Origin of the sequence: Streptomyces sp. NPDC057617, from assembly GCF_042800555.1 — a bacterium.
GTDB lineage: Bacteria > Actinomycetota > Actinomycetes > Streptomycetales > Streptomycetaceae > Streptomyces.
Window position 1 is genome coordinate 16,947 of the sequence record NZ_JBHVGV010000021.1, and the last position, 25,590, is coordinate 42,536.

At 71.4% G+C, this 25,590-nt stretch carries 18 protein-coding genes; 4 read left to right on the forward strand and 14 right to left on the reverse strand.

Annotated elements, in window-relative coordinates:
• Positions 1–179: 179 nt before the first annotated feature.
• Positions 180–1,262 (reverse strand): S1 family peptidase, encoded by a 1,083-nt coding sequence (locus ACFU9P_RS33475; RefSeq protein WP_384088306.1) that lies wholly within the window; start codon positions 1,260–1,262, stop codon positions 180–182.
• 390 nt (positions 1,263–1,652) lie between these two features.
• On the opposite strand from ACFU9P_RS33475, the gene ACFU9P_RS33480 reads away from it, so the two are divergent.
• Positions 1,653–2,519 (forward strand): alpha/beta fold hydrolase, encoded by an 867-nt coding sequence (locus tag ACFU9P_RS33480; protein WP_376383315.1) that lies wholly within the window; start codon positions 1,653–1,655, stop codon positions 2,517–2,519.
• A 34-nt stretch (positions 2,520–2,553) separates the two neighbouring features.
• On the opposite strand, the gene fxsT is transcribed toward ACFU9P_RS33480, so the two are convergent.
• The 5 genes from fxsT to ACFU9P_RS33505 form a co-directional block, all read right to left on the reverse strand.
• Positions 2,554–6,483 carry an FxSxx-COOH system tetratricopeptide repeat protein gene (fxsT, locus tag ACFU9P_RS33485; protein ID WP_376383317.1) on the reverse strand — a complete coding sequence of 1,310 codons (3,930 nt, stop codon included), beginning with the start codon at positions 6,481–6,483 and terminating at the stop codon, positions 2,554–2,556.
• Positions 6,467–7,825, reverse strand: coding sequence for an FxsC protein (fsxC, locus tag ACFU9P_RS33490; protein WP_384088310.1), 1,359 nt, complete (start codon positions 7,823–7,825; stop codon positions 6,467–6,469). The genes fxsT and fsxC overlap by 17 nt, the downstream gene beginning before the upstream one ends.
• A 90-nt stretch (positions 7,826–7,915) precedes the next feature.
• Entirely contained in the window at positions 7,916–8,626 is a 711-nt protein-coding gene (locus ACFU9P_RS33495; protein ID WP_376383406.1) for an AAC(3) family N-acetyltransferase, read from the reverse strand.
• A 55-nt stretch (positions 8,627–8,681) separates the two neighbouring features.
• On the reverse strand, positions 8,682–10,907 hold the full coding sequence (gene fxsBH, locus ACFU9P_RS33500) for a radical SAM/SPASM protein FxsBH, inactivated beta-hydroxylase extension form (RefSeq protein ID WP_384088313.1): 2,226 nt from the start codon (positions 10,905–10,907) through the stop codon (positions 8,682–8,684).
• 62 nt (positions 10,908–10,969) lie between these two features.
• On the reverse strand, positions 10,970–11,134 hold the full coding sequence (locus ACFU9P_RS33505) for an FXSXX-COOH protein (protein WP_376383323.1): 165 nt from the start codon (positions 11,132–11,134) through the stop codon (positions 10,970–10,972).
• 230 nt (positions 11,135–11,364) lie between these two features.
• Here ACFU9P_RS33505 and ACFU9P_RS33510 point away from each other — a divergent pair, with 230 nt between their 5' ends.
• On the forward strand, positions 11,365–12,291 hold the full coding sequence (locus tag ACFU9P_RS33510; RefSeq protein ID WP_384088316.1) for a DUF4231 domain-containing protein: 927 nt from the start codon (positions 11,365–11,367) through the stop codon (positions 12,289–12,291).
• Positions 12,292–12,356: 65 nt separating this feature from the next.
• Here the strand turns inward: ACFU9P_RS33510 and ACFU9P_RS33515 are convergent, their stop codons facing one another.
• The 6 genes from ACFU9P_RS33515 to ACFU9P_RS33540 all read right to left on the reverse strand — a co-directional run bounded on the left by ACFU9P_RS33515 (position 12,357) and on the right by ACFU9P_RS33540 (position 20,190).
• Positions 12,357–12,836: a hypothetical protein gene (locus tag ACFU9P_RS33515; RefSeq protein WP_376383325.1), complete on the reverse strand. Its 480-nt coding sequence runs from the start codon at positions 12,834–12,836 to the stop codon at positions 12,357–12,359.
• A 168-nt stretch (positions 12,837–13,004) separates the two neighbouring features.
• Entirely contained in the window at positions 13,005–13,904 is a 900-nt protein-coding gene (locus ACFU9P_RS33520) for a S1 family peptidase (RefSeq protein WP_384088319.1), read from the reverse strand.
• Between the two features lie 201 nt (positions 13,905–14,105).
• Entirely contained in the window at positions 14,106–15,404 is a 1,299-nt protein-coding gene (locus tag ACFU9P_RS33525) for an NtaA/DmoA family FMN-dependent monooxygenase (protein ID WP_384088406.1), read from the reverse strand.
• Between the two features lie 86 nt (positions 15,405–15,490).
• The gene (locus tag ACFU9P_RS33530) at positions 15,491–16,564 is read right to left on the reverse strand and encodes an LLM class flavin-dependent oxidoreductase (RefSeq protein WP_384088322.1); all 1,074 of its coding nucleotides are present in this window, start codon (positions 16,562–16,564) and stop codon (positions 15,491–15,493) included.
• An 8-nt stretch (positions 16,565–16,572) separates the two neighbouring features.
• Complete coding sequence (locus tag ACFU9P_RS33535; protein WP_384088325.1) at positions 16,573–18,651, reverse strand: FAD/NAD(P)-binding protein; 2,079 nt, start codon at positions 18,649–18,651, stop codon at positions 16,573–16,575.
• A 411-nt stretch (positions 18,652–19,062) separates the two neighbouring features.
• A complete protein-coding gene (locus ACFU9P_RS33540) occupies positions 19,063–20,190 on the reverse strand; it encodes a DUF5685 family protein (RefSeq protein WP_384088328.1) in 1,128 nt (375 codons plus the stop codon).
• Positions 20,191–20,468: 278 nt separating this feature from the next.
• Between ACFU9P_RS33540 and ACFU9P_RS33545 the strand changes: the two genes are divergently transcribed.
• Entirely contained in the window at positions 20,469–20,903 is a 435-nt protein-coding gene (locus tag ACFU9P_RS33545) for a cell division protein SepF (protein ID WP_046505457.1), read from the forward strand.
• Positions 20,904–20,946: 43 nt separating this feature from the next.
• Here the strand turns inward: ACFU9P_RS33545 and ACFU9P_RS33550 are convergent, their stop codons facing one another.
• Positions 20,947–22,167: an acyl-CoA dehydrogenase family protein gene (locus ACFU9P_RS33550; protein ID WP_384088331.1), complete on the reverse strand. Its 1,221-nt coding sequence runs from the start codon at positions 22,165–22,167 to the stop codon at positions 20,947–20,949.
• A 158-nt stretch (positions 22,168–22,325) separates the two neighbouring features.
• The gene (locus ACFU9P_RS33555) at positions 22,326–24,065 is read right to left on the reverse strand and encodes an MFS transporter (RefSeq protein ID WP_384088334.1); all 1,740 of its coding nucleotides are present in this window, start codon (positions 24,063–24,065) and stop codon (positions 22,326–22,328) included.
• 426 nt (positions 24,066–24,491) lie between these two features.
• Between ACFU9P_RS33555 and ACFU9P_RS33560 the strand changes: the two genes are divergently transcribed.
• The gene (locus tag ACFU9P_RS33560) at positions 24,492–25,475 is read left to right on the forward strand and encodes a phosphatase PAP2 family protein (RefSeq protein WP_376383340.1); all 984 of its coding nucleotides are present in this window, start codon (positions 24,492–24,494) and stop codon (positions 25,473–25,475) included.
• Positions 25,476–25,590: the final 115 nt, after the last annotated feature.

Below are 25,590 nucleotides of genomic sequence, written 5' to 3' on the forward strand. Positions count from 1 at the left end.
CCTGGATCATCCGCTTCTCACCTCCCCGTCCCCCACCATAGACCAAGTTTCGAACGTTCGTGCGAGTGGATGAACGAGAGGAAGGGCCCGGACCTCTCTCGGCGGTCCGGACCCTTCCGGTTCGTGCGGGGCCTGCCACGGCCGGCCGGTCCGGCGGCGCAGGCAGGCCGACCGGTCGGTCAGCCGATCTGCGCGCCGAACACGGTGAGCGCCTCCGTCACCGGCTGGAAGAAGGTCACCCCGCCCGAGGAGCAGTTGCCGCTCCCGCCCGAGGTCAGCCCGAGCGCGGTGTCGCCCGCGAAGAGCGAGCCGCCGCTGTCGCCCGGCTCCGCGCAGACCGAGGTCTGGATGAGCCCGTCGACGATGTCGCCGTTGCCGTAGTTCACGGTGGCGTCGAGCCCGGTGACCTGTCCGTCGTGCACCTGGGTGGTGGAGCCGCTGCGGGTCACCTGCTGGCCGACCGTCGCCTCGCCCGCCTGGGTGATCGGCTGGCTGGAGCCGTTGTACAGATTGACCTCGCTCGGGTGCGCGACATCGGCGGTGTACCGGACCAGTCCGTAGTCGTCGCCCGGGAAGCTGGACCCCTCGTTGGTCCCGATCTCGTTGCCCTGCGCGTCGGACCAGGTCTGGATGGCCTCGGTGCAGTGCCCGGCAGTCAGGAAGTACGGCGCGCCGTCCTTGACCACGTTGAAGCCGAGCGAGCAGCGCCCGCCGCCGCCCGTGATGGCGTCGCCGCCGGCGACGAAGGGTTTGAACTCCCCTGCCGTCTTCCTGAGTTCGGCCTTGCCGCCGAGCCCTTCCACCACTCCGCTGAGCTGGTCCCAGGCCTCGCCCGTGACCGTACGGTCGGCCGTGACGACCACCTTGTTGGTCACCGGGTCGAGCGCCCAGGACGTGCCGGGGACGGCCGCCCGGTCCGCGAGGGTCTGCCGGGCGCTCTTCAGCTCGGCCAGCGAGTTCTGGACCAGTCTGGCCTTGCCGCCGGCCTGGCGCACGGTCTCCGCCGCCCGCTCGTCGACGACATTCATCACCAGGGCGCGGGACGTGGCGTCGTAGTACGAACCGGCCGCGTCGCCGCCCAGGTCCTTGCCGAGAGTCGAAGCGAGATTTCCGGCCGCGACGGCCGTCAGGGACTTGACCGTGAACGTGGGTGTTTCCTCACTGGCGTTCGCAGTCTGGAAGGTCACGGCCGCGACGGCCAGCGCCACCACGGCACCGCCCGCCATCGTCGCGCGCTTCCTGGATATACGCCGGTGTTTCAATGTCGGCCTCCTGTGGGGGGACCGTGCCAGGGGCAAGTGGGGTGACCCGGCACGGAGGATGAGCCGCCCACTATTCCGAGACCGGCCAACAGCACACAAGGCCGGTTTCAGGCCGGGCGGATGGCAGGTCCGCCCGGGCACGGGCCTGCCGACGGCCCGAGGTCAGAGGGTGCCCGTTCCATTCGCGAACACCCGCTGCAACTCCCTTGTCATCAGCGGGTGAGGACTAGTCCTGTCCTGAATCCGCCCCCGGAGGGCCGCGGATCGGCCTTGTGCAGGATTGGCCTTATGCAATCGGCCCGGGACCGGGACAATCGGCAGGGACCGGGCTTCTCGCGCAGAGGGCACGCATCTCTCGTGGGGGGGCACCTACGACGAAAGGAGCGGAGGTTGCGACGTCGGGTGCGCGCGGCGGACGGGCGGCATCTGATGGTGGAGCGTCTGGGGGATCCGCGCGGCAGACCGGTATTCCTGCTGCACGGCACACCGGGCAGCAGGCTCGGGCCCGCCCCGCGCGGCATGGTCCTGTACCAGCGGGGGATGCAGCTCATCGCCTACGACCGCCCGGGATACGGCGGTTCGGACCGGCTGGAGGGGCGCAGTGTCGCCGATGTGGCCCAGGACGTGGCGACGATCGCCGACGCCCTCGGGCTTGAGCGGTTCGCCGTCGCGGGCCGCTCGGGCGGCGCTCCGCACGCCCTGGCCTGCGCCGCGCTGATGCCCGACCGGGTGACCAGGACCGCGGCGCTGGTCACCCTCGCTCCGCGGGACGCGCCCGGGCTCGACTGGTTCGAGGGCATGACCGCCTTCAACGTGCTGGAGTACAGCACCGCGTCGAGGGATCCGGACAGCATGGCCGCGCGGCTCATCCCGCGCGCGGACGCCATCAGGGAGGACCCGGTGCGGCTGCTGGACGAGCTGCGCGGGGAGCTGACGGACTCCGACCGCATGGTGGTGTCGGACGCCGGGGTCAGAACGATGCTGCTGCGCAACTACCAGGAGGCGCTGCGGGGTTCGGCGTACGGCTGGATCGACGACGCCCTCGCGTTCTGCGGCCCGTGGGGGTTCGACCCGGCCGCCATCAAGGGTCCGGTGCTGCTGTGGCACGGCGAGAAGGACGTCTTCTCGCCGGTCGGCCACTCGCGCTGGCTGGGGGAGCGCATTCCGGGCGCGACGGTCGTCCTGGAACCGGCCGCCGCGCACTTCGACGCCCTGCACGCACTCCCCCGTATCCTCACCTGGCTGCTGGAGGACTGAGCGTCCAGCAGCCGGATGAGGCCTGGAGCCGCGCTCACACCGCCAGCGGCTCCAGGTCCCGGTACACCCTCCGGTCGTCCCGCGCGTACCGGGTCAGCGTGTGCTCCTCCCCGAGCAGCCTGGTCAGCTCCTCGACGGTCTCCAGGCGCAGCAGCACCGCCTCGTCCTTGCGCCCCAGCGCCCCCAGCGTCACACACATGTTGGAGGCGACCGCGAGCGTCTCGGGGTGGTGCGCGCCCAGCGCCACCCGCAGCCCCGCCACCGCGCTGCGCTCGGTGACCAGCGCCTCGTCCAGCTCGCCCAGGTCCGCCATGGCGTTGGCGAGCCCGACCGTGCAGAACAGCGTGTGCGGATGGTCGTCCCCCAGCACCTCCCGCATGGTCCGCAGAGCGCCCTGGAGCAACTGCTCCGCCAGCTCCGGGGCCCCACAACCCCAGTGGTAGACACCGAGGTTGTTGACCGCGGCGAGGGTGTACGGATGCCGCTGGCCCGGCACCCGCAGATACTGGTCGACGACCTCCTGCGCCAGATCCCTGGCCGCCACCGGCTCCCCCGCGGCGAAGTGGTCGGCCGCCAGGTTCAGATCGCAGGCGAGCGAGTCCGGGTTGGCCTCGGAGCCGTACTTGGCCCGGTAGCGGTTGCGGGTGGCCGTGGTCAGCCGCCGCGCGTCCTCCAGCTGGTCGGCCCTGCGCAGCGACACGGCGAGGCTCTTGGCCGCGGCCAGGGTGCCGGGGAAGGCCCGGCCGAGCTGCTCCTTGTAGAGGGCGTACGTCCGGCTGAGCAGCGCGACCGAGTCCTCGTACCGGCCGATCTCGCGCAGATCGCGCGCCAGGCTGGTGGCGGAGGAGAGGGTGTACGGATGCTCCGGGCCGAGCACCTCGGTGCGCCGGTCGAAGACGTCCTGGTCCATCTCGCGCGCCTGCGCGTACCGCCCGACCATCCGCAGGTTCAGCGCCCGGTTGTTGGCGGCGGCCAGGGTCCTGGGATGGGAGTCGTGGAAGATCCCGCTGAACCCCTCGTGCGCCTCCTTCGCCAGGTCCAGCGCCTTGGCGTACTCGCCGAGGGTGCCCAGGTCCATGGCGAGTCCGCTGGTGGTCATGTACGTGTGCGGATGGGTCGGCCCCAGGACCGTGCGCTGCCGGGCCAGGGTCTCCTCGTCCAGCTCGCGCGCCTCCACGTAACGGCCCTGCGAGCGGAAGATGTTGGAGAGGTGGAAGCGCAGATACAGATACTGCGGATCGTCGTTGCCGAGCATCTCGCGCCAGCTCTCGCGCAGTTCGTTGGCGACCTCGGAGGCGGCCATCAGATCGCCGCGCTTCCAGAGGTAGCGCACCCGGTCGATCATCAGCCGGCGGGTCTCGGGCCGCTTGCAGAGGCTGGCCTCGGAGGTGGCGAGATGCGGCCAGATGGTGGCGAACCGGTCCCAGGTGGCGGGGTTGTCGATCGGCTCGTCGCCGTCGGGCCTGGCGCCCGCGAGGATCCGGTGGACCGCGTGCCGGGCGTCGCGCTGCTCCTCCTCGCTGAGCTGCGCCCTGATGATCGCCTGGACCAGCCGGTGCACCTGGATGCTGTTGCCGACCTGGTCCACCTTGGCCAGCGCGAACCGGCCGATCTCCCGGATGACCCGGCCGAGGACAAGGGTCTCCTGGAGCGAGACGTCGTACGGCTTGAGCGCCTCGATCATCTCCTTGCTGTAGAGGAGGTTCGCGGAGATCGGCTCGGGGGCGAAGAAGGCGCAGAGCTGGAGCAGCCGTACGGCCGCGGGCGACCGGTCCTTGAGCCGCTCGATGGAGATGTTCCAGGTCGCGGCGACCGGCTCCGGATAGCCCACCGGCTGGTTGAGCGCCAGCACACTGGGGGCCTGCTGGGCGAGCTGGTCCAGATATTCGGCGACGGGGGTCGCGGTCTCCCCGATCCAGGCCGCCGCCTGCTCGACGGCGAGCGGCAGATCTCCGACGGCGGTGGCCACCTTGTCGGCGTCCTCGGCGGAGAGCCCGGGCGCGCGCCGCTGGAGGTGCTCGACGGACTCCTCGCGCAGGAAGACATCGACGGGCAGCGCGTCGCCGTACTGCGACCAGCTCTGGTTGCGCGAGGTGACCAGCACATGCCCGGGGCCGCCCGGCGGGAAGAACCGCTGGAGCTGCTCGGGGTCGTCGGCGTTGTCGAAGACCAGCAGCCAGCGCGACGAGGGCACCCCGCGCCGCAGCAGATCGACGGCCTCCTGGGACGCGGCGGCCATGTCGTCGCCGCCCTGGGCCCCGAGCCGTACGGCCAGTTCGGCGAGGCCCGCCACCACATCGGCGGTCTGCTCGGCCGAGATCCACCACACCAGGTCGTAGTCGGCCATGAAGCGGTGGACGTACTCCAGCGCCACCTGGGTCTTGCCGATCCCGCCGAGTCCGTACAGGGTCTGCGGCTGCGGCAGCACCACCGCCATTCCGCCGCCGAGCTGGTCGCGCATCCGCTCCAGGACGAGGGAGCGCCCGGTGAAGCCGGGGTTGCGGGCCGGCGCGTTCCAGATCTTGGGCACGGTGCCGGGGAAGCGCGGGCCCGGCGCGACCGCGTCGGTGAGCGGTCCGGGACGGTCCAGCGCGCGCAGCAGCGCGGTGGTGGCGTGCGCCTCGTCCAGCCGGAAGAGGTCGACGGGGTTGCGGTCGATGTACGGGGTGGTGAGCCGCACATCGCCGACCCGCAGCGGCACCAGCCTGCGCCGCGCCCCGCCCGGGTCCTCGGACGCGGCGCGCGACCACACCTCCACGGCCCGCGCGGACTTGAGATAGGCGGTGGAGAGCAGCACGACCGTACGGCCCGCGTTCTCGGCGGCCGAGTCGGCGCCCGACGGACTGGCCGAGACATCGCGGGGGACGACCCGGAAGCCGGCCCGGGTGAGCACCGACTCGGTCCAGTCGGCCCACATCCGGTTCTCCGCCACATAGCTGAGGAAGAGATCGGCGGGCTGCGCGGGCCTGCGGCGGGTGAAGGCGTCCCTGATCCGCAGCCTGGTCTCCTCGGCGACCGCGGGCATCGAGGTGATGGTGCCGTCGGTGACATAGGTGGTCAGCCGCTCGAAGGCGGAGAGCAGCGAGTTGCTGAGCCCGGCCTCGTCGCCGAAGGTCGCGAGGGTCTCCTCGTACGCGTAGTAGGGGCGGTACGGAATCTCCACCGCGCCCCAGTAGGCGGTGAGTTCCTCCCCGCTGAGCCCGTCGGGGAACCGGTCGAACTTGAACCGGGCCAGCGCCCGCCCCGCGTCGGCCTTCTCCTTCTCCCCCTCGTCGATCCGCATCGGTACGGGGAAGATCCGGATCCCGCGCCCGCCGTACCGCTCGTCGATCTGGCGGGCCACCGCGGCGGCGCCGTCGATGGACTGGTCGCTGAGGGTGAAGCAGTCGACGAGGACATCGGGCAGATGGACGGTGCAGATGTCGGCGATGTCGCTCAGCCCGGTCCTGCTGTCGATGAGGACATAGTCGTAGTGCGCCTTCATGTCGTCGCGCAGGGCGTCGAAGAAGTGACCACCGCCGAGCCGGTCGTAGAAGTTGTCCCAGTCGAAGGTGGAGACGGTCGCGGAGTACTCGCGGTTCTGCCGGCCCGCGGAGACGAAGTCGAGCGTGCCGCCCTCGGGGAACTCCCAGCCCAGGCTCTCCGGTGCGAGCGAGACGGCGTGCGGCTGGATACGCGCGTAGTCACGGTGCCAGTCGTCGGGGCGCTCCACCGGGCTGGTCGCGGCCCAGGCGTACTCGGTGATCAGATCGATGACACCGGTGGTGGCACCGAGGGTGGAGGGGTCCAGGAAGGGGTGGAAGAACCGGTGCAGACCGGGTGCCTCCAGGTCCCAGTCGACAGCGAGGACCCGCTGTCCGTTGGCGGCGAGGATCCACGCCGTGTTGGCCAGGGCCATGGTGCGGCCCGTACCGCCCTTGTACGAGTAGAAGGTGACGATGCGTCCGTCACGACGTTCGGTCATCCGTGTCCTCCGCATCGGGCGCCAGGTCGTGCGTCTCGGGTATGTAGTGCGTCGTCGCGTACTCGGCCGCCATCGGGCCGCGCAGCCGCGGCCGTTCGGTGTGGCTGCCGCCGGCGGGCGGATAGACCGCCGCGTGTCTCAGATACTGCTGGGCCGCCGCCTCGACCACCTGCGGCAGGAGCTGGCCGAACGCCTCCATGCTGGGGACGCCCTTGGCGGCGGCCCGGCAGGCGGCCCGGCCCTGGCCCATCTTCTTGGGCATGGTCCGCTCCAGCTCACCGCTCAGCTCGGCCTCGGCGGCCCTGCTCTGCTGGTCGTCGCGGTTCCACGGCACGACGACGCTCACCCAGGGCCGGTGTTCGGCGTCGAAGGCGGCGAGCCGCTCGCGCTGTTCCTCGTCACGCAGCGCCCACCGGTCGACCAGCAGGATCTCCGGCCGGGTGGGCGACTGTTTGCCGCCGTCCTGCGGTACGGGCACCTCGTCGAACGAGATGATGTCGGCCTGGTAGTTGAGGGAGCGCACCAGATCCCGCGCCACATAGGCCAGCGGCCGTACGGAATCGGGGTGGTACGGATTCCAGTCCTGGGCCATGCCCCCGTAGTAGTGCGGAGTTCTGCCCGCCGGGAGATCGTGGCGGGTGGGCGCGGCCACGGTGACCTGCATCGGGCGCGGCCCGCCGCTCGTACCGAAAGCGCTGGGCACGTTCCGGTAGTCGACCGGGCGGCCCGGGCTGACGGCTGCGGTGTCCGCGACACTGACGATGCGTTTGGCGAGTTCGTAGACGGCCCGTTCGTACTCCTCCGCGAATATGCGGAGTTTGATCAGACCGTAGAGCCCGTCGGTGACATAGCGGTCCCCGAAGTCACGGTGGTTGAACTGCAATCGCTCGGCGGGGCCCGGCAGTTGCCGGGGCGGCACCGGCACCCACAGCGCCGGCACGATCGCCTCCGCCGCGCGATTGCTCTTGGCCTGTTCATAGATGACCCGCTGGGCGAAGGCGAACCACTCCTTGCCGCACATCTCGCTTGCGAAGTAGCGCGGCGAGAACAGCGGCACGAACACCCGGCAGGTGGCCAGCACTTCGGCCAGCCGCTCCGACCAGCCCTCCCCCGAACGCATCTCCCGGTCGATGAACCCCGCCTGCGCCCCGGCCGGCAGATCCGTCATGGCCATCACATGGGCGCACAGATCCCGGAAGAGCCGCTCGACCCACATGTCGGGATCCGGTCCCCCCCTGCCGTCCCTCGGCGTATGGGCGTAACTGAGAAAGAAATACGGCCGATGGTCAGCCGCTCGCTGCTGCGATGACGCTTGCACACGACCCCCGTCCTGTGTGAGCACTCATCTCCAGGAAATCCATGCAGGATACAGAGACGAGCGAACCAATCCTTCCGGAACCGAGCCCGCTTCCTCCCCATGCCGTTCGGTCAATCAGCGCCGCTTTTCAGTCATCCACGACTCGGCGTGGTCGACGGCGTCCGTGATCGCGAACGACCTCGCGGCTGCTCCGCCGAGCTGTCCCTTCCGTTCCAGACCCCAGGGGAATGACGCGCCGATCGCCTCGAAATCACTGTCGTCAAGGTTGACATCCTCATATTCCACCCACCGCGCGCCATTGTCCGGCCCTTTCACCACACAGTGATAGGAGCGCATGGCCGCACCGGTGCGGTATTCGGCGAGATGGAATGCCGTACACGCCTCGAACCCCACATTCACCATCAGCACCCGCGCCTCCGCCCGGACGAGCGCGCCGAGCGGTGAGTCCTCGCCGAGATGGCTGTGCAGGGGATGGAAGGCGAGCAGTTCCGCGGCCCGCCGTCCGATGGCGGCGAAGGAGGACTGCGGGTGCGCGCTGCGGACGGCCCCGGGAGCGGTACGTACGGACTCGGCCAGCCGGCCCATCGCCGTGCAGGGCGTGGTCAGCGCGTCGAAGGCGGGCATCCGCGCCCGGAAGGCCGCGGCCTGCCTGCGGGTCATGCCCTGGATCTGCGCGTAGTGGGCCGAGGAGGTGTCGGAGTTCTCCTCGGTGAAGGCGGGCACGACCAGGGTGCCTTCCGTGCCGAGCGCGGTCAGCAGGGCCGTACGGAGGACGTCGGGGTCCAGTCCCGTGCCGTGCAGGGACGCGTGGACGAGGAGGGTCATCCCCTCCGTCACTCCCAGCTCCGCCAGTTCACCGGCCAGGCCGGCGGTCGTCGTCTCAGCCACGGTCGGCCTCTTCCCTGAGTACGGCCAGCAGGCTCTTCCCGCCGACGGTGAGTTCGGCCGCGTCCTGAAGCGTGTCCAGGGCGCGGCGTGCCTGGTCGCGGTGGCGGGGGTCGTACGCGGCGAGCCCCACCCTTTCGTACGCGCCCGCCAGCAGCGCCGACAGGGGCAGCGGCTCCTCCTGCCAGGGGGCGGGCCTGAGCCATTCGCCGTCCAGCGCGTACAGGTCGGTGACCTCGGTCAGCGCCCGCAGCCGGGCCCGGCGCAGACCCCGCAGCAGCGCGGGCGCCAGCTCTTCGGCGCTGCCCTCCACGGGGACGCCCAGCGCGCCGTAGCCGTGGCGGCCGGGCACGGGCGCTCCGGAGCGGAGGGGCGTCAGGGTGGACAGGGTGCCCTCGGCCTCGGCGGTCTGCCCGGGGACTCGCTCGCCGAGCAGACGCCAGGCCGCCGCGAGCCGGTCGCTCCAGCCGGCCGCCTCGTCGTCCCCGAGCCCGGGATGGACGGGGGCGCCGAAGCAGTCGCGGTACGGGTCGAGATCGTCCAGCGCGAGGGCGGGCGCCCCATCACGGCGGAGGTGCCGGACCGGGCGCCAGTACGGGGTGGCCTCGCCGGGGCGTCCGACGAGCAGCTCGGCGGTGGGGGTGCGGACCAGGAAGCCCTGTTCCGCGGCGCGGACTTCGGCCTCGCCGCCGGCGCCCGTCCGGAGGGTGCCGAGGGTCGGCAGATGGAGTACGCCGTCGGTGAGGCCGACCCGTACGGGCAGATCCAGACGGCCCCGGACGACCGCGGCGGCCACATACGCGGGCAGCCGGAGCGCGGTGGCGAGCGCGCCGGGCCGCTCCTCGCGCAGGGCTGCCACGGCGTCGATCAGCCAGGTACGGGTGTAGGGGTGGGCCAGCACCTCGTCGAGCCCGTCCGAGCGCTGCTCGACGGCGCCCGCCAGCTCCCAGGCCTCCTGCCATTCCTCGCCGCCCCTCCCGCCGAGTTCGGCGTGCAGCCCGGCCAGCAGCGAACGGGTCAGCTCCTCCTGGGCGACCAGCAGTTCACCGGTGTCGGCGAGGGCGGGCGAGACCGAGGCGGCGGCCGTACGGGACTCGATCCCGCGGATCAGCGCCTCCAGATCGGCGCAGTAGACGGAGGTGTTGTCGAAGCCGCCCGGGGCTCCGGTGCCCGCCTCGGCCGGTTCCGAGCGGTAGCGGTGCGTATAGAGACCGCCGCCGCAGGACCGTACGACCGGGCACTTCCGGCAGGTCTCGCTCACCCCCGCGAGCCCGAGCTGCCGGGTCCGTACCCCGGGGTGCGCGGCGACCTCGTCGAAGGAGTGCGAGAAGACATCGAAGCCGGTGGCCGCCGCGCCCTCGTAGGCGCTCTTGAGGGAGTCGACCTGCTCCAGCGCGCCATCGGTCTCCACCACGACCAGATCGGTGGGGGCGAGGCCCAGCGACTCGGTGAGGCTGGGGCCGCCGCTCAGGGTGGAGAGCACCGACTCGAAGAGCCGTACGGGCATGGGCCGGCCCTGGGCGTCCCAGCGGTCGAAGACGGTGAGCAGCCAGTCGGCGTACGCGGTGGGCGATCCGTCGGGGCGCGGCGGCGGCTCGTCCCAGGTGGCGTGCGGCAGCAGGAAGTCGATGCGCGGCGGGTCGAGGGCGGCCAGCGCGTCGTACACCGCGACCGGGTCATTGGCCGCATCGACGGTGCAGAGCAGTCCGAGATCGAGCGGGCGGTAGCGCTCCTGGCGCAGCAGGCCGACGGCCTTGAGGACCTGGGGGTGGCTGCTGCGGCCGTCCGCGAAGCGGCGGTGACGGTCATTGGCGGCGCGGTCGCCGTCGAGGGAGATTCCCACCCGCACCCCGAACTCCTCGAAGAGGTCGAGATAGCGGGGGCTGAGCTGGAGGCCGTTCGTATGGATCCGCAGATCGAGTGCGGCGACTCCGTCGAGAGCCCTGGTCAGCTCCTCACAGACACGCCGTAACCGCGCCGGCCCCGCCAGCAGCGGCTCCCCTCCGTGCAGGATCACTGACACGGAGGGCAGAGCATGGGCCTTGGCGTGCTCCGCCAGTCGCAGAGCCGTCCATGAGATCGCCTCGTCAGAGATTGTCCTGGGGCGGGTGCGCCAGCTCTGATCGGCGTGCTCGTAGATATAGCAGTGGTCACAGGCAAGATCACACCTGCTGTGAACCTTCAGAACGATCTCGCGAAAGGGGACCAGGGGTCCTGTCATTACCCCAGTCTAGAACGTCGTTGGGGGAGTGTAGAACGTCGTTGGAGCGTCATTGCCCAGGTCTAGAGGGCAGAATTGAAGCTCGAAACGCGCGCGGTGCGGTCGGTGGGCATGGGCAGTACGCGTCCAAGCTTCTTGGCGACACCGGCGTCGCGTACGTCGATCTCTGCGAGGGGGGTCCGGTTCTTCTTCGCAGTGGCGAAGGTGACAGAGGTCTGGTGAGTCACGACGGCCGTCCTTGATGATGTGGTCCGAAGAGGAGACACCGCACCGTTGCAGTGTCAGCGGCTCGACTTTACTCTCGTGAGCCCGAGCGGCAAATCGGCGCGTGGGGCCGAGACGAAAGCGTTGCGAGGAATTCACGGGGCGGTGCGGAACACACCGTTCCGCCTATTGGGTGACAACAAAACAGCAGACGGGGGCGCGCATGGCCGAGTTACGCGGACCACTGCACAGCATGGTCTTCCGAAACGCTGATCTGCCGGTTCTCTTCCATCACGCGGACGCCATCGCCATCGCGCGGCAGCGGGAGGCCATCAGGGCGACCCGCCTCCAGTTGCTGCTGCTCGTACTGGGCGCGGCCCTGGCGGCGCTGCCCTGGCGGGGGTTGCTGGGGGGCTCGTTCCAACTCGTCGGCGCACTCAGCTCGTTGGCCTACGCGGGTGTGCTTCTGCTCACCTTCCGCTCCGCGGGGCAGCGAGCAAAGTCGCATTGGCAACTCAACCGCTCCGCCGCGGAGTTCATCAAGTCGCTGTCCTGGCGGTACGCCGTCCATGGCGCGCCCTTCGACTCCGGCGCCGCCGACCCGGCGGGGCTGTTCACCGAGCGGATGGAGGCGGGGCTCCAGGAGCTGAAGAAGGTCGGCTGGGAGGACCCGCGCGACGACACGGGCGGCGGACGCAGTGTCACGGGGGTGCTGGGTCCGGTGGGAGAGCTGATCACCGGTCCCATGCGGCTGCTGCGCGAGAAGCCGTACACCATCCGTAAAGAGACGTATGTCAGGGACCGGCTGATCGAGCAGCGCAACTGGTACCACCGCAGAACGGTGGTCTCGCGCCGCGCCACCACACTCTGGTCGGTCACCATCTCCCTGCTGACCCTGCTGGCGCTGGTCCTGGCCACGCTGCGGACCTTCTCGGTCACCGAATCCTCGTCCGTACTGGGGGTGTTGTCGGCGTCGGCCGCCGCCTGTCTGGCGTGGAGCGAGATCCGCCGGCACCAGCCTCTGATCTCCGCACACTCGCTGGTCGAGGAGGATCTGGCGGCGATGCACACCGCGATGGAAACGATGGTGGCCGAGGAGCAGTGGTCCAGCGCGGTGTACGAGACCGAGCGCATCGTCTCGCCGCAGCACACCGACTGGCTGGTGCGCCACCGCAGTTGAGGCTCCGGCTGATACGGGCCCTCCCGCCTTGGGCCCGCCAAGGGCTGTCGCGCGCGCCGGCCGGTTCAGGCGCGCTTGACGCCCTCGCACCAGATCACCGTCACCGGCTTCCCCTGCTCCCGCGCGTAACGCACGATGTCCCCCGTACCGCCGAGGCCTCGGGCCGGAAGGCCGTCCCACACCGCCAGCAGCCGGTCGCAGTGGTCCGCGATATAGGTGCCCGCCGCGTAGTAGGCCTCGTCGGTGGAGTGCGGGAAGGCCATCCGTACCTCCGCCGCCGCGCGGTCCCTGAGCCGCCGGTAGCCGTCGAGTTCGGCCGGGTCGTCGAAGCCGTCCTCGTAGTCACCGCTGGGAATGACGACGGTGAGCCGGGCGCCCCGGTCGAGCGCGAGCACCGCGAAGAGCTGGTCCGCGCCGGCGGCCAGACTGGAGAGCGCCTCCAACGAGCCTCTCTGGCCGTGGAGTACGGACTGGATGGCGGCCCGGATATGGGCGTAGGCCTCGGCGGGGATGTTCCGGTGACCGGTCACTCCGATACGTTTCACTGCCCACAGCCCCCGGTCCTTCTGCGGCCGACCACTCCGACAGTGTCTCAGAGCGGCCCGGAAAATCAGCCGGTCCGGGGATTGAGGTCACGGGGCAGCGGTCCGTCCGGCGCGTGAGGACGCGGCGCGGGGGCGCGTCCGGGCGCGAGGACACCGGAACAGCGCCCGTCAGTACACGCTCACCCCGTACGCGTTCAGGGCCGGGATGATCGGCTGGAAGTACGACGTGCCGCCGCTGGAGCAGTTCCCCGATCCGCCCGAGAGCACACCGATCGCGATGCTCCCCGAGTAGAGAGGCGCACCGCTCTCGCCGGGATAGCTGCAGATGTTGGTGGCGATCAGCCCCGAAACGATCTGCCCGCCACCGTAGTTGACGGTGTTGTTGAGGCTGGTCACCACACCGGTGCGGACCCCGCCGACCGGCCCGCGGAGGGTGACGGACATTCCGACCGTGGCATTGCCCGCGCCGGTGATGTCGGCTGTACCGACCGTGCCGGGGACGGGCACCGAGGGGTTGGTGTACCGGACGAGGCCGAAGTCGCGGCTGGGGAAGGTGGTTCCGGCGGTGGTGCCGAGGAGTGTGGTCCCCGAGGAGTTCGCGTACCAGGTGGAGGTGCCGCTCGTGCAGTGTCCCGCCGTCACGAAGTAGTAGGTACTGCCGCTGACGACATTGAACCCGGCCGCGCAGCGCGCGCCCCCGGAGTAGATGGCGTCGCCGCCGGAGAGGTGCGGGGCCAGTGTGCCGGCTGTGCGCTCGAACCGCAGGGTGCCCGCGTGAGGACCCGCGGCCCGCTCGATCGCGGTGATCTCCCCGGCGGAGACGGTACGGTCCGCGGTGACGACGACCTCGCCGGTAGCGGGGTCCGCGTACCAGGCGGTGCCCGCCACCCCGGCGGCCAGCACCGCGTCCGCGGCGGCGGACGCCCCCGCGCCGGGCCGGTCACCGGCGGTGTGCGCGCTCGCGGCGGGGATCGCGAGCGCCACGGCGGCGAGCAGTCCGGTGACGACGGCGAGCGTACGAGTGCGTCTGAGCCCGCCCGCGCGGCGGATGGTGCGCTTGATCCTCACTTGGCGTCCCTCCCGGGGGAATCGGGGGCCCTCCATCGGGTACGGGCCCGTGAGGCGCGACCGGCACGGCCGTCCGTACGGACGGGACGGCCCGCGCCCCGGTCGGCGCTGCTCGGGAGTATCAGCGGCCCCAACTCACCGCGCAAGGGCGGCTTTTGGCCTCGGCGCGAGTACGGCGACGGGGTCGGCCCGCGGTGCCGGTCAGCCCTTCCGTACCGGTTCGGGAAGCCCCAGATGCGACCGGAGCGTGCCGCCCTCGTACTCCGCGCGGAAGACCCCGCGCTCCTGGAGCAGCGGTACGACCTGGTCGACGAAGTCGTCGAGACCGCCCGGCGTGAGATGCGGTACGAGGATGAAACCGTCCGCCGCGTCCGTCTGGACGAAGGTGTCGAGCGTCGCCGCCACGGTCTCCGGGGTGCCGATGAAGGACTGCCGGGCCGTGGTCTCGATGACGGTCTGCCGGATCGAGAGCCCCTTCGCCTCGGACAGCGCCCGCCAGGTGGCCGCGGCCTTCAGCGGGTCCGCGACCCTGACCCGGCCCTGGACCAGCCCGGAGTCCGGGTCGGGGTCGATCGCGGGCAGCGGCCCGTCCGGGTCGTACGCCGAGAGGTCACGCCCCCAGACCTGCTCCAGCGCGAGGATCGCGTTCTGCGGGGAGACCTGCTGTCTGCGGATCCCGGCGGCCCGCTCCTGCGCCTCCGCGTCGCTGTCGCCGAGGACGAAGGTGACCCCCGGCATGATCTTGAGGTCGGCCGGCTTCCTGCCGTACGCCGCCAGTCTGGCCTTGATGTCGGTGTAGAAGGCGCGGCCCGCCTCCAGGGTGCCGTGCCGACTGAAGACGATGTCGGCGGCCGACGCGGCGAACTCCCTGCCTTCCTCCGAGTCGCCCGCCTGGATCACCACGGGATGCCCCTGCGGGGAGCGCGGGACGGTGAACTCCCCCTCGATCTCGAACTGCGGCCCCGAGTGGGCGAAGGGCCGGGGTGTGCCGTACGGCGAGCCGGGCGCCGGGTCCGTCCAGGAGTCCCACAGCTCACGGGCGGTGGCGACGAACTCGGCGGCCCTGGTGTAGCGGTCGGCGCGGTCAAGATAGCCGCCGCGCCGGAAGTTCTCCCCGGTGAAGGCATCGGACGAGGTCACCACGTTCCAGGCGGCCCGGCCCCCGCTGAGATGGTCGAGGCTGGCGAGCCTGCGGGCCAGTTCGTACGGCTCGTTGAAGGTGGCGTTCACGGTGGCGGCGAGGCCGAGCCGCTCGGTGACGGCGGCCAGCGCGCTCAGCACGGTGAGCGACTCGGGGCGGCCGACCACGTCCAGATCGTGGATCAGGCCCTTGTGTTCGCGCAGCCGCAGCCCTTCGGCGAGGAAGAAGAAGTCGAACTTCCCGCGCTCGGCGGTCCGTGCGAGATGCTCGAAGGACGAGAAGTCGATCTGCGACCTGGAGCGGGGGTCGGCCCAGACGGTGGTGCTGTTGACCCCGGGGAAGTGGGCGGCGAGATGAATCTGCTTGCGGTCGGCGCCCGTTCGGACCGCGCCGGTGTTCTTGGCACTCGCGGCCGCGGTACGGGCGGCTTCGGTCGGGTCGGTGGTCATCGGGCTCCCCCGGCGGACGCGTACGGGTTGGCCGGGCGCGCGAGACCGAGATGTTCGCGGAGCGTGCCGCCCGGATGGAAGGTGCGGAACAGGCTGCGGTGCTGGAGCAGCGCCACGGTCCCGTTCACCAGCCGTTCGAGATCGCGGCGCGGTTCGGCGGGCGTGAGGTGGAAGCCGTCCACCGCTCCGGCGCCGTGCCAGCCGGCGACGAGTTCCGCGAGACCGGCCGGGCCGCCGCGGTAGTGCGGTCCGCCGGCGCCCGCGGTGGTGTGCGGGGCGCTGTCCAGGCCCGGGTCCAACGGCCTTTCGCCGTCGCCGAGATGGACGGTGAGCGCGGCCAGCACCCGCAGGGTGTCCGGGTCACGGCCATGGGCGGCGGCGCGCGCCAGAAGCCGCTCGCGCAGGGCCGCCGCCTCCTCGGGCCGGCCCGTCCTGATCAGCACCACATCGGCATGGCGTACCGCGGTCCCGGCAGCGGGGTCCGCGCTGCCGTCGGCGACGACGACCGGATGGCCCTGGGGCGGCCTCGGCACGATGGACGGGCCCCGGACGCTGAACCCGCTTCCCTCGAAGTCGGCATAGTGCAGCTTGTCGCGGTCGATGAAGCGCCCTGTCGATACGTCGCGTATCTCGGCGTCGTCCTCCCAGCTGTCCCAGAGCCGGGCGCTCACCTCGGCCACCTCGCCCGCCTCCTTCCACAGGGCGGCGGCGGGCGCGGCCCGGCGGCGGCCGAAGAGCCGCGCCTCGGCCGGGGTGGCGGACACCCCGACGAGCCAGCCGGCCCGGCCTCGGCTGACCCAGTCCAGGGTCGCCAGGGCCGTGGAGACATGGAACGGCTCGGTGTGGGTGGTGGTGACGGCCGGCACCAGACCGATCCGTTCGGTGGCGGGCGCGACCCGGGAGAGTACGGCGAGCGCGTCGAGGCCGGGGCGCCCGAAGGAGTCCTGGAGGGTCACGAAGTCGAGGGCGCCGCGCTCGGCGAGCCGGACGAGATCGACGTACCACTCGGCGTCGTAGTGCGGCGGGCCGCCGATCTCGGCGGCGAGATGCAGGGCTCGGGTGGCAGGCACGGCGGGCCTCACCTTTCGGCTTCGGACGGGCCGTTCCCGGCCTGTCCGGCGGTTGAGGGCACGGGGCGCGGGCCGTCCGGCGAGCCGGGGCCGGTGTCCGGGGCGGAGCCGGGAGCGCGCGAGGGGCCGGTACGGACGGGCAGGGCGGCGAGCAGGGTGAGCGCGGCCCGCGCGGTCGCGTCGTTCTGCCGGAACGCGGGCCCGCCGGTCCTGGGCCGGGTGAAGGCCCCGCTCGACCGGGCGGTGGTGTACGGGCCGAGCGCGAAGCGCCGTGGATGCGGTTGGCCGTCGCGCTCCAGCAGCCGCCCGTCGTCGGGGTCGACCCTGACCAGGCCGGCCCCCGAGGTGGTGGCGGCCCCCTCCTCGTACAGCGCGCGCAGCAGCGGACTGCGGGTGCGCTCCGGCGACGGGTCCGGGAGCCGGGCCTCGACCAGGGCGCGCGCCTCGACGTACTGCCCGGGCACTCCGGGGCTGCCGGCCCGGAAGATGCCCTGCCGCTCGTCGGCCTCGACCGCCATGTCCGGGCCGAGGAAGCGGACGATCCCGGCCCGGGAGAGCGCGAGCAGCTGACGCAGCCGGGGTCCCGGCGGGCCCGAGGCGAGATAGCTGAAGAAGCCGTGCCAGGGCCCGTCCATGTCCCCGAGATCGCCGAGGCGCATGAGCTGCCCGTAGATCGAGAGCAGCCCGTAGAAGACGGCAAGGTCCGCACTGTGGGACGGATCGTGCCGACGGGTGAGATCGTCGCGTATGTAGTCGCGCAGCGCGTCCTGGAGGGCGTCGTACGAGGGGAAGCGCACCCCGGCCAGCGGCCGGTCGAGGGCGTCCAGATCGAGCCGGTCGGCGGGGTCCGGTACGGCGGTGGCGACCAGGGCGTCCAGCTCCGGGCTGCCGGGGTCGGCCGCCGCGTACTTCTCCTCGAAGTCGGTCCAGCCGACCCGGGTGCGCTCGGGGTGGGCGGTGAAGAGCCGGTGGTAGTGGGCGAAGCCGAGTTCCTTGTCCACCAGCGGCCGGATGTCGCGCCGGTAGTCCAACGGCCCGGGTCTGGCGGCCAGTTCGTCGATCTGCCCGGGTCCCAGAAAGCGCGGCAGCGGCGGCCGCTCGCCGTCCAGACCGTAACCGATCTTGGAGTGGTACGGGACACCGCGCCGCGACCCGACGTACAGGACCGGCTCCCGCCCGGAGGGGTGGTACGTCAGCTCCTCGGCGCTGTGGTCGCCGGCGTCCCCCGAGTAGCGTCCGCCGCGGCCTTCTGTGAGCAGCACCATCAGATCGACGAAGGCGAGTCCGAAGCCGCGGACGATCACGGGTTCGGCGGCGGGCAGCGCGGAGAGATCGCTGTCGGCGGTGAAGTCGGGCGGCAGATGGATCAACCCGTGGCGGTCCGCGAAGGCGCTCAACTCCCGCTGTTCCGCGTCGGGTTCGCCGTCTAGATGGCCGAGGGTGAGGACGACGAGATCGGCGAGCAGCGGTTCGGTGCGGCCCTCCAGCCAGACGCGCTGGCGCCCGCCGTGCGGTCCCGTGACACGCAGGGCGTGGGTGCGGTGCTGGTGGAGGGTGATGCCCGAGGGCAGGGCGGCGGCGGTCTGTTCGTACACCCAGCTCAAATAGGCGCTCTGCACCTGGCGGCTGGGGAAGGTCTGGTCGGTCAGCCCGGTGACCGCGGCGCGCAGCCCGGGCCCGTCCTGCCCAGCCCCGTCCTGCCCGGGCGTGGCGTGCGCCGCCTGTTCGGATTCCTCGGTGAGCCGTGCCCTGCCCTCCTTGACGTCCCGTGCCCACTCGTGCAGCGCGGGCCCCTCCCGTACCGGCCCGGCGAGCGCGACCGATTCGTCGGTGTACATGGTGACGTCCTCGGCCATGGAGTTCATCCACAGCAGCGGCGACTGATCACGGCGCCAGATCCGCCCGCCGCCCGGCGGGTACGGGTCCACGAGATGGATGTCCAGCGGCAGTCCGTCGTACAGGTCCGGCGCGTTGGCGGCGAGCCGTTCCAGAAAGCCCGTACCGCGCGGACCCGCGCCGATCACCACCAGGGTGCGTGTGACGGCCGGGGTGCGGACGGTACCTGACGGGACAGGTGGCACAGGCATGCGAAGGCTCCGTGGATACGTGATCGAACACGGGAGTGCCTTCACAGCACAGCGGGCGGACCCGGGCGGACCGAGCCCCTCAGCACGATCCGCTTCTCACCGAGGCTAAGCGGTGTGTACGGCCCGCTGTCAAGCTCGTCCGTACTGTGAGCCGGGCGTCTCATGTGGTTGACGCGGAAACGGATGCCTGTTCCACTTGATGTATGCATTCGCAGCAGTGGCTGGTCACACGCTCCCACATCGACTTCGGTCGAGTGTGGTCCTCTTCCTGTTGAGCTGACACCCTGCACGGCTTCCCGCAGTTCCGGCGCGCACGCGCCGTTGCCCGCGTGCCTTCACACGCAGAGCGTCACGCTCCACTCCCCTCGCCCGCGCCACCCGCCCGCTGTCCCCAGCAGCGGCCCTGAGCCCTCAGCAGTCACAACCACAGCAGTCGCAGCCGTCACAATTGCAGTTGCTGCAGCAGTCGCAGTCACAGTCCCGGCAGCACCCTTCCCGCTTCTTGCGCGACCACGGACCCTCGTACTCCTCGGCACAGCACAGCTTGCAGGTGCAGCAGAGCCCGGCGAAGACCGCGCAGCCGGCCCAGAAGCCGCGCCTGCCGGGCTTCGGCGGCTCAGGTCCGAAGCCCGGCAGCCCACTGCCCGGCACGCCCTGGCTGTTGTGCGCGGCATGCCCGCAGGCCGCCGTACCGAAGGCGCGGTCGACGGATATGCGCAGTTCGTGCGCCAGCAGCACATGGGCGAGACGGTCGTCGGCGAACTCCGCGTCCCGCAGCGCGAGCCTGATCCCGTGCACCGCGTCATCGGCGAGCCGCCGGGCCTCGGCCCGCGAGGTGCCGGTCGCGGTGAGCGGGTTCCATGCACCTGACGCAGCGTCAGTTTCCTGGTCCTCCACGGCGTCCAGAAGATGCGCGAGCCGTCCGAAGAGCCGGCCCGCCTCGGCCAGCGGCTCCCGGTTGCCGGGCCGTCCTGCCAGTACGGCGGTGTGCGCGAAGGCGGCGGCGGTGGCCGTCTCGGTCGGTTCCGTCACGGCGAGCAGGGGCGTGCCGGGACCGGCCAGCGCCTCGATCTCCGGCTGCCGGTCGACCGCGTCGACGAGCACCGCCGTATCAAAACCCAGCTCCGCGCCGGTCCGCGCACCCGCCCGGTCCCAGCCGGTGGCGACCCTGCGCGCGGCGGCGGCCAGCGGTCTGCGCTTCAACAGCCCGTCCCGGTCGGCGACGTGGTCCCGTACCTTCGCCGAGGCCAGCACCAGTGACACCGCGGCGGCCAGCCGCGCGCCCTCGCCGCGCGCGACCGGCGCGGTCCGCATCCCGCGCAGCGGGCAGGGCCCGGCCGTCCGCCGCTGTCCTGCGGTGCGTTGGGTCTGAGCCTCCGTCAGAACCGAGACGATCAGCCCGTCGTAGTTGGTGACGACCCGGGAGAACTGCCCGTGGTCGGAGCGAAGTGCCAGGCAGAGCCCGCAGAGATGGGCCATCCACTCGGCCTTCAGCCCGTCGCCGAGACGGTGACCGCAAGGCCTGACGATTCCGAACACGACGGTCCCCCCGAAAAGTCGCTGAGTGGTGCGCGAGGCATCGTACTGGCCGGGTCGTTCACCCGTACGTCCGCAGCGTCACCCTTCTGGCCGGAAGTTCATATTTTGCACCCCGTCAGGTGCCCTACGCTGGAACAACCTTGACGAACCGCCACATCTTCTGCACCAGTACCGTCACGAATCGCCTGCGCGCCGACTATCCCCTTGGCGCTGAATCCGCATCATGGACGACCATAGGGGCAGGGAACGAGATGTGACCGCGGTGAAAGGAGGCGTCCATGGGATCGGTGCGCAAGGCGAGTGCCTGGCTGGGCCTCGTTGAGGACAACGACGAGCGTTACTACGACGACGAGTACGCCGGGAGTGCTGAGACCGGCGAGACCTGGACGACCGATCCGCGGGTGCGGGTCGCCTCCGAGACCGCCCAGGAGCGGGACCGCAGAATCGCCACCGTCTCCCCGGAGAGCTTCCGGGACGCCCGGAGCATCGGCGAGCTGTTCCGCTCCGGTGTCCCCGTCATCATGAACCTCACCGCCATGGAGGCCGCCGACGCCAAGCGGGTGGTGGACTTCGCCGCCGGGCTGATCTTCGGACTGCGCGGCTCCATCGACCGGGTGGCCACCCGGGTCTTCCTGCTGAGCCCCGCCGACACCGAGATCGTCACCGGCGACGCGGCGGGACGGCCGCAGGACGGCTTCTTCAACCAGAGCTGAGCAGGGCGCTCACCGGATCACCGCGGCAGCGTGCCGCGCCGGTTCACCGGAACGCGTCAAGACCGGTGAGCGCCTTGCCCAGGACGAGCTGATGCATCTCGACGGTGCCCTCATAGGTGAGCACCGACTCCAGATTGGTCGCGTGGCGCATCACGGGATACTCCAGCGAGATCCCGTTGGCGCCGAGAACGGTCCGCGCGGTCCGGCAGATCTCGATCGCCTCCCGCACATTGTTGAGCTTGCCGAAGCTGACCTGCTCGGCCCGGAGCCGGCCCGCGTCCATCCGCCGCCCCAGATGGTGGGCGAGCAGGATTCCCTTGTGCAGTTCGACCGCCATGTCGGCGAGCTTGGCCTGGGTGAGCTGGAAGCCCCCGATCGGCCGCCCGAACTGCTCGCGTGAAGTGGCGTACTGAAGCGCCGCTTCGAAACTGGCGCGCGCGGCGCCCATGGAGCCCCAGACGATCCCGTACCGGGCATGGCTCAGACAGCTCAGCGGCCCGCGCAGTCCGATGGCGCCGGGGAGTACGGCGTCGGCGGGAAGGCGTACGTCGTCGAGGACCAGCTCGCTGGTGACCGAGGCGCGCAGGGACCACTTGTGCTTGATCTCGGGGGCGGTGAAGCCGGGGGTGCCGGCCGGGACGAGAAATCCCCGGATGCCGCCGCTCGCGCCGTCGGCAGCGGTGTCGATGGTATGCGCCCAGACGACGGCGACGCCCGCGATCGAGCCATTGGTGATCCACATCTTGCGGCCGTTGAGGATCCAGTCGGCGCCGTCGCGCTTCGCGTACGTCCGCATCCCGGCCGGGTCCGAGCCGTGGTCGGGCTCGGTGAGCCCGAAGCAGCCGATGGTCCCGCCGGCCGCCATCCCGGGCAGCCAGCGCTGCTTCTGCTCCTCGGAGCCGTAGCGGTGGATCGCGTACATGGCGAGCGAGCCCTGTACGGAGACGAGGGAGCGGATCCCGGAGTCGGCGGCCTCCAGCTCCAGACAGGCCAGGCCGTACTGGACGGCGGTGGCACCCGCGCAGCCGTAGCCGGTCAGGGACATACCGAGTGCGCCGAGCGCGCCGAGGTCCCCGGCCAGCTCGCGCAGTACGGGGACCTCGCCGCGCTCGTACCACTCGGCGATGTACGGCAGGACCCGGTCGGCGGCCCAGGCGCGGACGGTGTCGCGGATCGCCACATCCTCGGGGGCGAGCAGATCGTCGAGGCCGAGGGGGTCGCCGGGGTCGAAGGGCGGGAGCTTCGCGGCGGACGGTGCGGACACGGGACGACCTCCGACGGCTCGCGAGAATTGGACCGCCACAAACTAGCAGCGCCTGGGCGTTCGCCTCGCCCCCGGCCAGGACAGATCGGCCCGTCCGCCGACAAACCCAGCCCGTCCGGCGATTGAGGACAAGCCGCGGCCGGAGGCCGCGCAACCCACTAGCCGCGCCCTCGGCCCGCCGGGAGAGGCGCCTCCGCGGTGGCGTGGGGCTCCGGGGCTCTACGGGGCTGGGGGCGCCGCTGCTCCGGCGGCTTGTGGAGCTGCGGCTCCGGCGTCGGCCTCGGCTGCCGCACCGGCTGTGACTCGAAAGCCCCGGCCTGGTCCTCGACGGCGGGCTGCTCCTCCGCCGCCTCCCCGCCCGGCACCCCGCACTCCATGACCCTCGGCAGCCGCAGCGCCGCCAGCGCGCCGAGCAGCAGCAGTGCCGCGCTGACCAGCAGCGTCACATGCAGCCCGTGCACGAACGAGTGGCGCGCGGCGTTCCGCAGGGTGTCCCCGGCGGGCCCGCCGAGCCGCGCCGCCACCTGATACGCCTCGCCGAGCGAGTCCGCCGCGGCCGAGCCCGCCGCCGGGGGCACGCCCTTCACCGAGGACACCGCCGGCGCGTACGCCGCGTTCATCACGCTGCCGAGCAGGGCGATCCCCATGCCCGCGCCGAGCTGGTACGAGGTCTCGCCTATGGCCGCCGCCCCGCCCGCCTGGTCGGCCGGAGCCTCGCTGAGCATCGACTCGTACGCCCCGAAAAGCGTGGTCTGGAGCCCGAAGCCGAGCAGCACGAAGCCGGCGGTCAGCAGGCCAGGCCGGTCGTGCTGGCCCATCAGGACCAGCAGCAGCACGGCGACGGCGGTGAGGACGAATCCCCAGGACACCATCCGGCGCGGCCCGACCCGGCGCAGGGTGGCCGATCCGGTGACGCCCGCGGCCATGGCGGCGAAGGTGAGCGGCAGCAGCCGCAGCCCGGTCTCCAGCGGGCTGAGGGCGAGGACGAGCTGGAGGTACTGGACCGCGATCAGCTCAAGACCGACCAGCGCCAGCATGGCGAGGACGATGCAGCCGACGGAGGTGGAGAAGGTGGGCCTGGAGAACATCCGCATGTCGATCAGCGGATGCGCCCGGCGGCGCTGCCTGCGTACGAACAGGACCAGGAGGGCCGCGCCGAGACAGAGCGGGCCGAGCGTCGCGGGGCTCAGCAGCCCCTCTCCGGCGCCGAAGCGCTTCACGCCGAAGACCACCCCGAGCACCCCGGCCGCGGCCATCAGCGCCCCCAGCACGTCCCAGGGACCGTCCCCGGGGCCCTTCGACTCGGGCAGCAGGATCCGGCCGACCGGCAGCAGCACGGCCAGCAGCGGGATATTGATCAGGAAGACGGAGCCCCACCAGAAGTGCTCGACGAGGAATCCGCCGAGGACCGGGCCGACGGCGGCTCCGACGGCCGCGACGGCCGTCCACACCCCGATGGCGACGGCCCGCTCGCGCCGGTCGGGGAAGACCGCGCGCAGGATCGAGAGGGTCGCGGGCATGATCATCGCCCCGCCGACCCCGAGCAGGGCACGCGCCCCGATCAGCACCATGGGCGAGTCCGCGAAGGCCGCCACGGCCGAGGCCGCCCCGAAGAGCCCGTAGCCGATCAGCAGCACCCGCCGTCGCCCGACGCGGTCGCCGAGGGTGCCGAACAGGATCAGCAGCGAGGCGCAGACCAGCGGATACGCGTCCACGATCCAGAGCAGCTCGACCCCGCTGGGCCTGAGGTCCCCGGTCACGGCGGGCACGGCCACATGCAGCACCGTCGCGTCGAGCGCCACCAGCAGCAGGCTCACGCACAGGACGAACAGGACGACCCACCGGTTGGCACCGGCCGCAGCGCGCAGCCGTGCTCCGGTCGTGGCGGTCCCGGACATCTGAGTACCTCCCAATGCGTCCTCGCGCTCGGCGGTCCGACGGGGACACCGGTCCCTCGGGGCGGCCCGGCATCGACGGGCGAGTGAGCCGTCAGCGTACGCGACGTGGGCGCGCGTGCCGCGTGGTGGATCTCTCACCGCCCCGACCAGGCAGTGTGGCGTACGCCATGGCGTCCTGGCCAGGATCATGGACCCGGGGCGCGCACGAGCAGCAGGGAAATTCCATGCGACGCCCGGGTGAACTATTTCTGTTGTGCACAAAGACACTTCCCGTAACGGCGTGTCGGTGAATAGGGCCGAAGGTCACTTGGATTTCCGGAATCGCCCCGAATAAAGGGCCGCCCGAGTGTCACTCCACATCACATCGTCATCACGAAGAGACGTGATGGACCTGTTCACTCACTCACTCGCTGTAACGTCCTTTGTGTGCGTACCGACATCTTTGCCCGCCTGGACCGGGAGCCGGAGCCGCCGAAGATAGAGATCCCGCGGATGAGCCGCACCCGCACGGCTCTCTTCGGCGGGACATTGGCGTTCTATCTCGCCATCGTCGTCGCCGTGCTCGCCACCTCCTGGCTGGTGACCCTCGACTGGAAAGTGATGCTGTTCCGGCCCTATCAGCAATGGCCGGACTTGCACGCGTTCCTCGACTACTTCGTGGTGCTCGGCCAGCGCGGCCCCACGGCCGTGATGATCGCGGCCTGGCTTGGCTGGCGCTCCTGGCGCCAGCACACCCTGCGTCCGCTGCTGGCGCTGGGCACCGCGCTCCTGCTGCTCAATGTGACCGTCGGTGCGGTGAAGCTCGGTCTCGGACGGCTCGGCCCGCACTACGCGACGCAGATCGGCTCGGCGGAGCTGTTCGCGGGCGGCGATATATTTCCTTCGGGACACACCGCCAACGCCGTGGTGACCTGGGGAATCCTGGCCTATCTGGCCACCACGCCCCGGGCCAGGCGCTATCTGTCGGTCCTGTCGGCCGTGGTGGCGCTGGGGGTCGGCGCGACGACCGTCTATCTCGGTACGCACTGGCTGAGTGATGTGCTGCTGGGCTGGGCGGCCGGGCTGCTGATCCTGCTGGGGATGCCCTGGTTCGAGCCGCTGATCGGCCGTGCGGAGCCGGCGATCCTCGCGGTGCGTGACCGCTGGCTGGACGGCCGCAGACGGATCCCCACCACCCCGGTGGCCTCCGGAGGGCCCCGGCCCGCCCCGGTCCCGCAGGGGGCGGCGGCAGGCGGCGAGGAGCCCCCGCGCGAGTCCGTCGGGGCAGGTCACAGCAGCCGTGTCGGCACCGTACGGAACACCGCCCAGCTCACCCAGTCCCGGCCGCACGCGGTGCGCTCGGAGCGGACGCCGACGGCTCCGGCCGGCAGCCGCCGCCCGCCGAACTCACGGCCGGTGACCGGCGGCTGAGCGGGCGTCGGGGACGGTACGCACAAGCCCTCCCCGCGTACGCAAAGGCCTGTGGGAGACAGGCGGGAGACAGAACCGAAGGCCCCGGCAGACCGCCGGGGCCTTCGCTGTGTGC

Coding starts and splice junctions, on each gene's coding strand:
- fxsT (WP_376383317.1), bottom strand. CDS start 6,483: ATGACCGAACGTCGTGACGGACGCATCGTCACCTTCTACTCGTACAAG.
- ACFU9P_RS33510 (WP_384088316.1), top strand. CDS start 11,365: ATGGTCTTCCGAAACGCTGATCTGCCGGTTCTCTTCCATCACGCGGAC.
- ACFU9P_RS33495 (WP_376383406.1), bottom strand. CDS start 8,626: ATGACCCTCCTCGTCCACGCGTCCCTGCACGGCACGGGACTGGACCCC.
- ACFU9P_RS33555 (WP_384088334.1), bottom strand. CDS start 24,065: ATGTCCGGGACCGCCACGACCGGAGCACGGCTGCGCGCTGCGGCCGGT.
- ACFU9P_RS33535 (WP_384088325.1), bottom strand. CDS start 18,651: ATGCCTGTGCCACCTGTCCCGTCAGGTACCGTCCGCACCCCGGCCGTC.
- fxsBH (WP_384088313.1), bottom strand. CDS start 10,907: ATGACAGGACCCCTGGTCCCCTTTCGCGAGATCGTTCTGAAGGTTCAC.
- ACFU9P_RS33545 (WP_046505457.1), top strand. CDS start 20,469: ATGGGATCGGTGCGCAAGGCGAGTGCCTGGCTGGGCCTCGTTGAGGAC.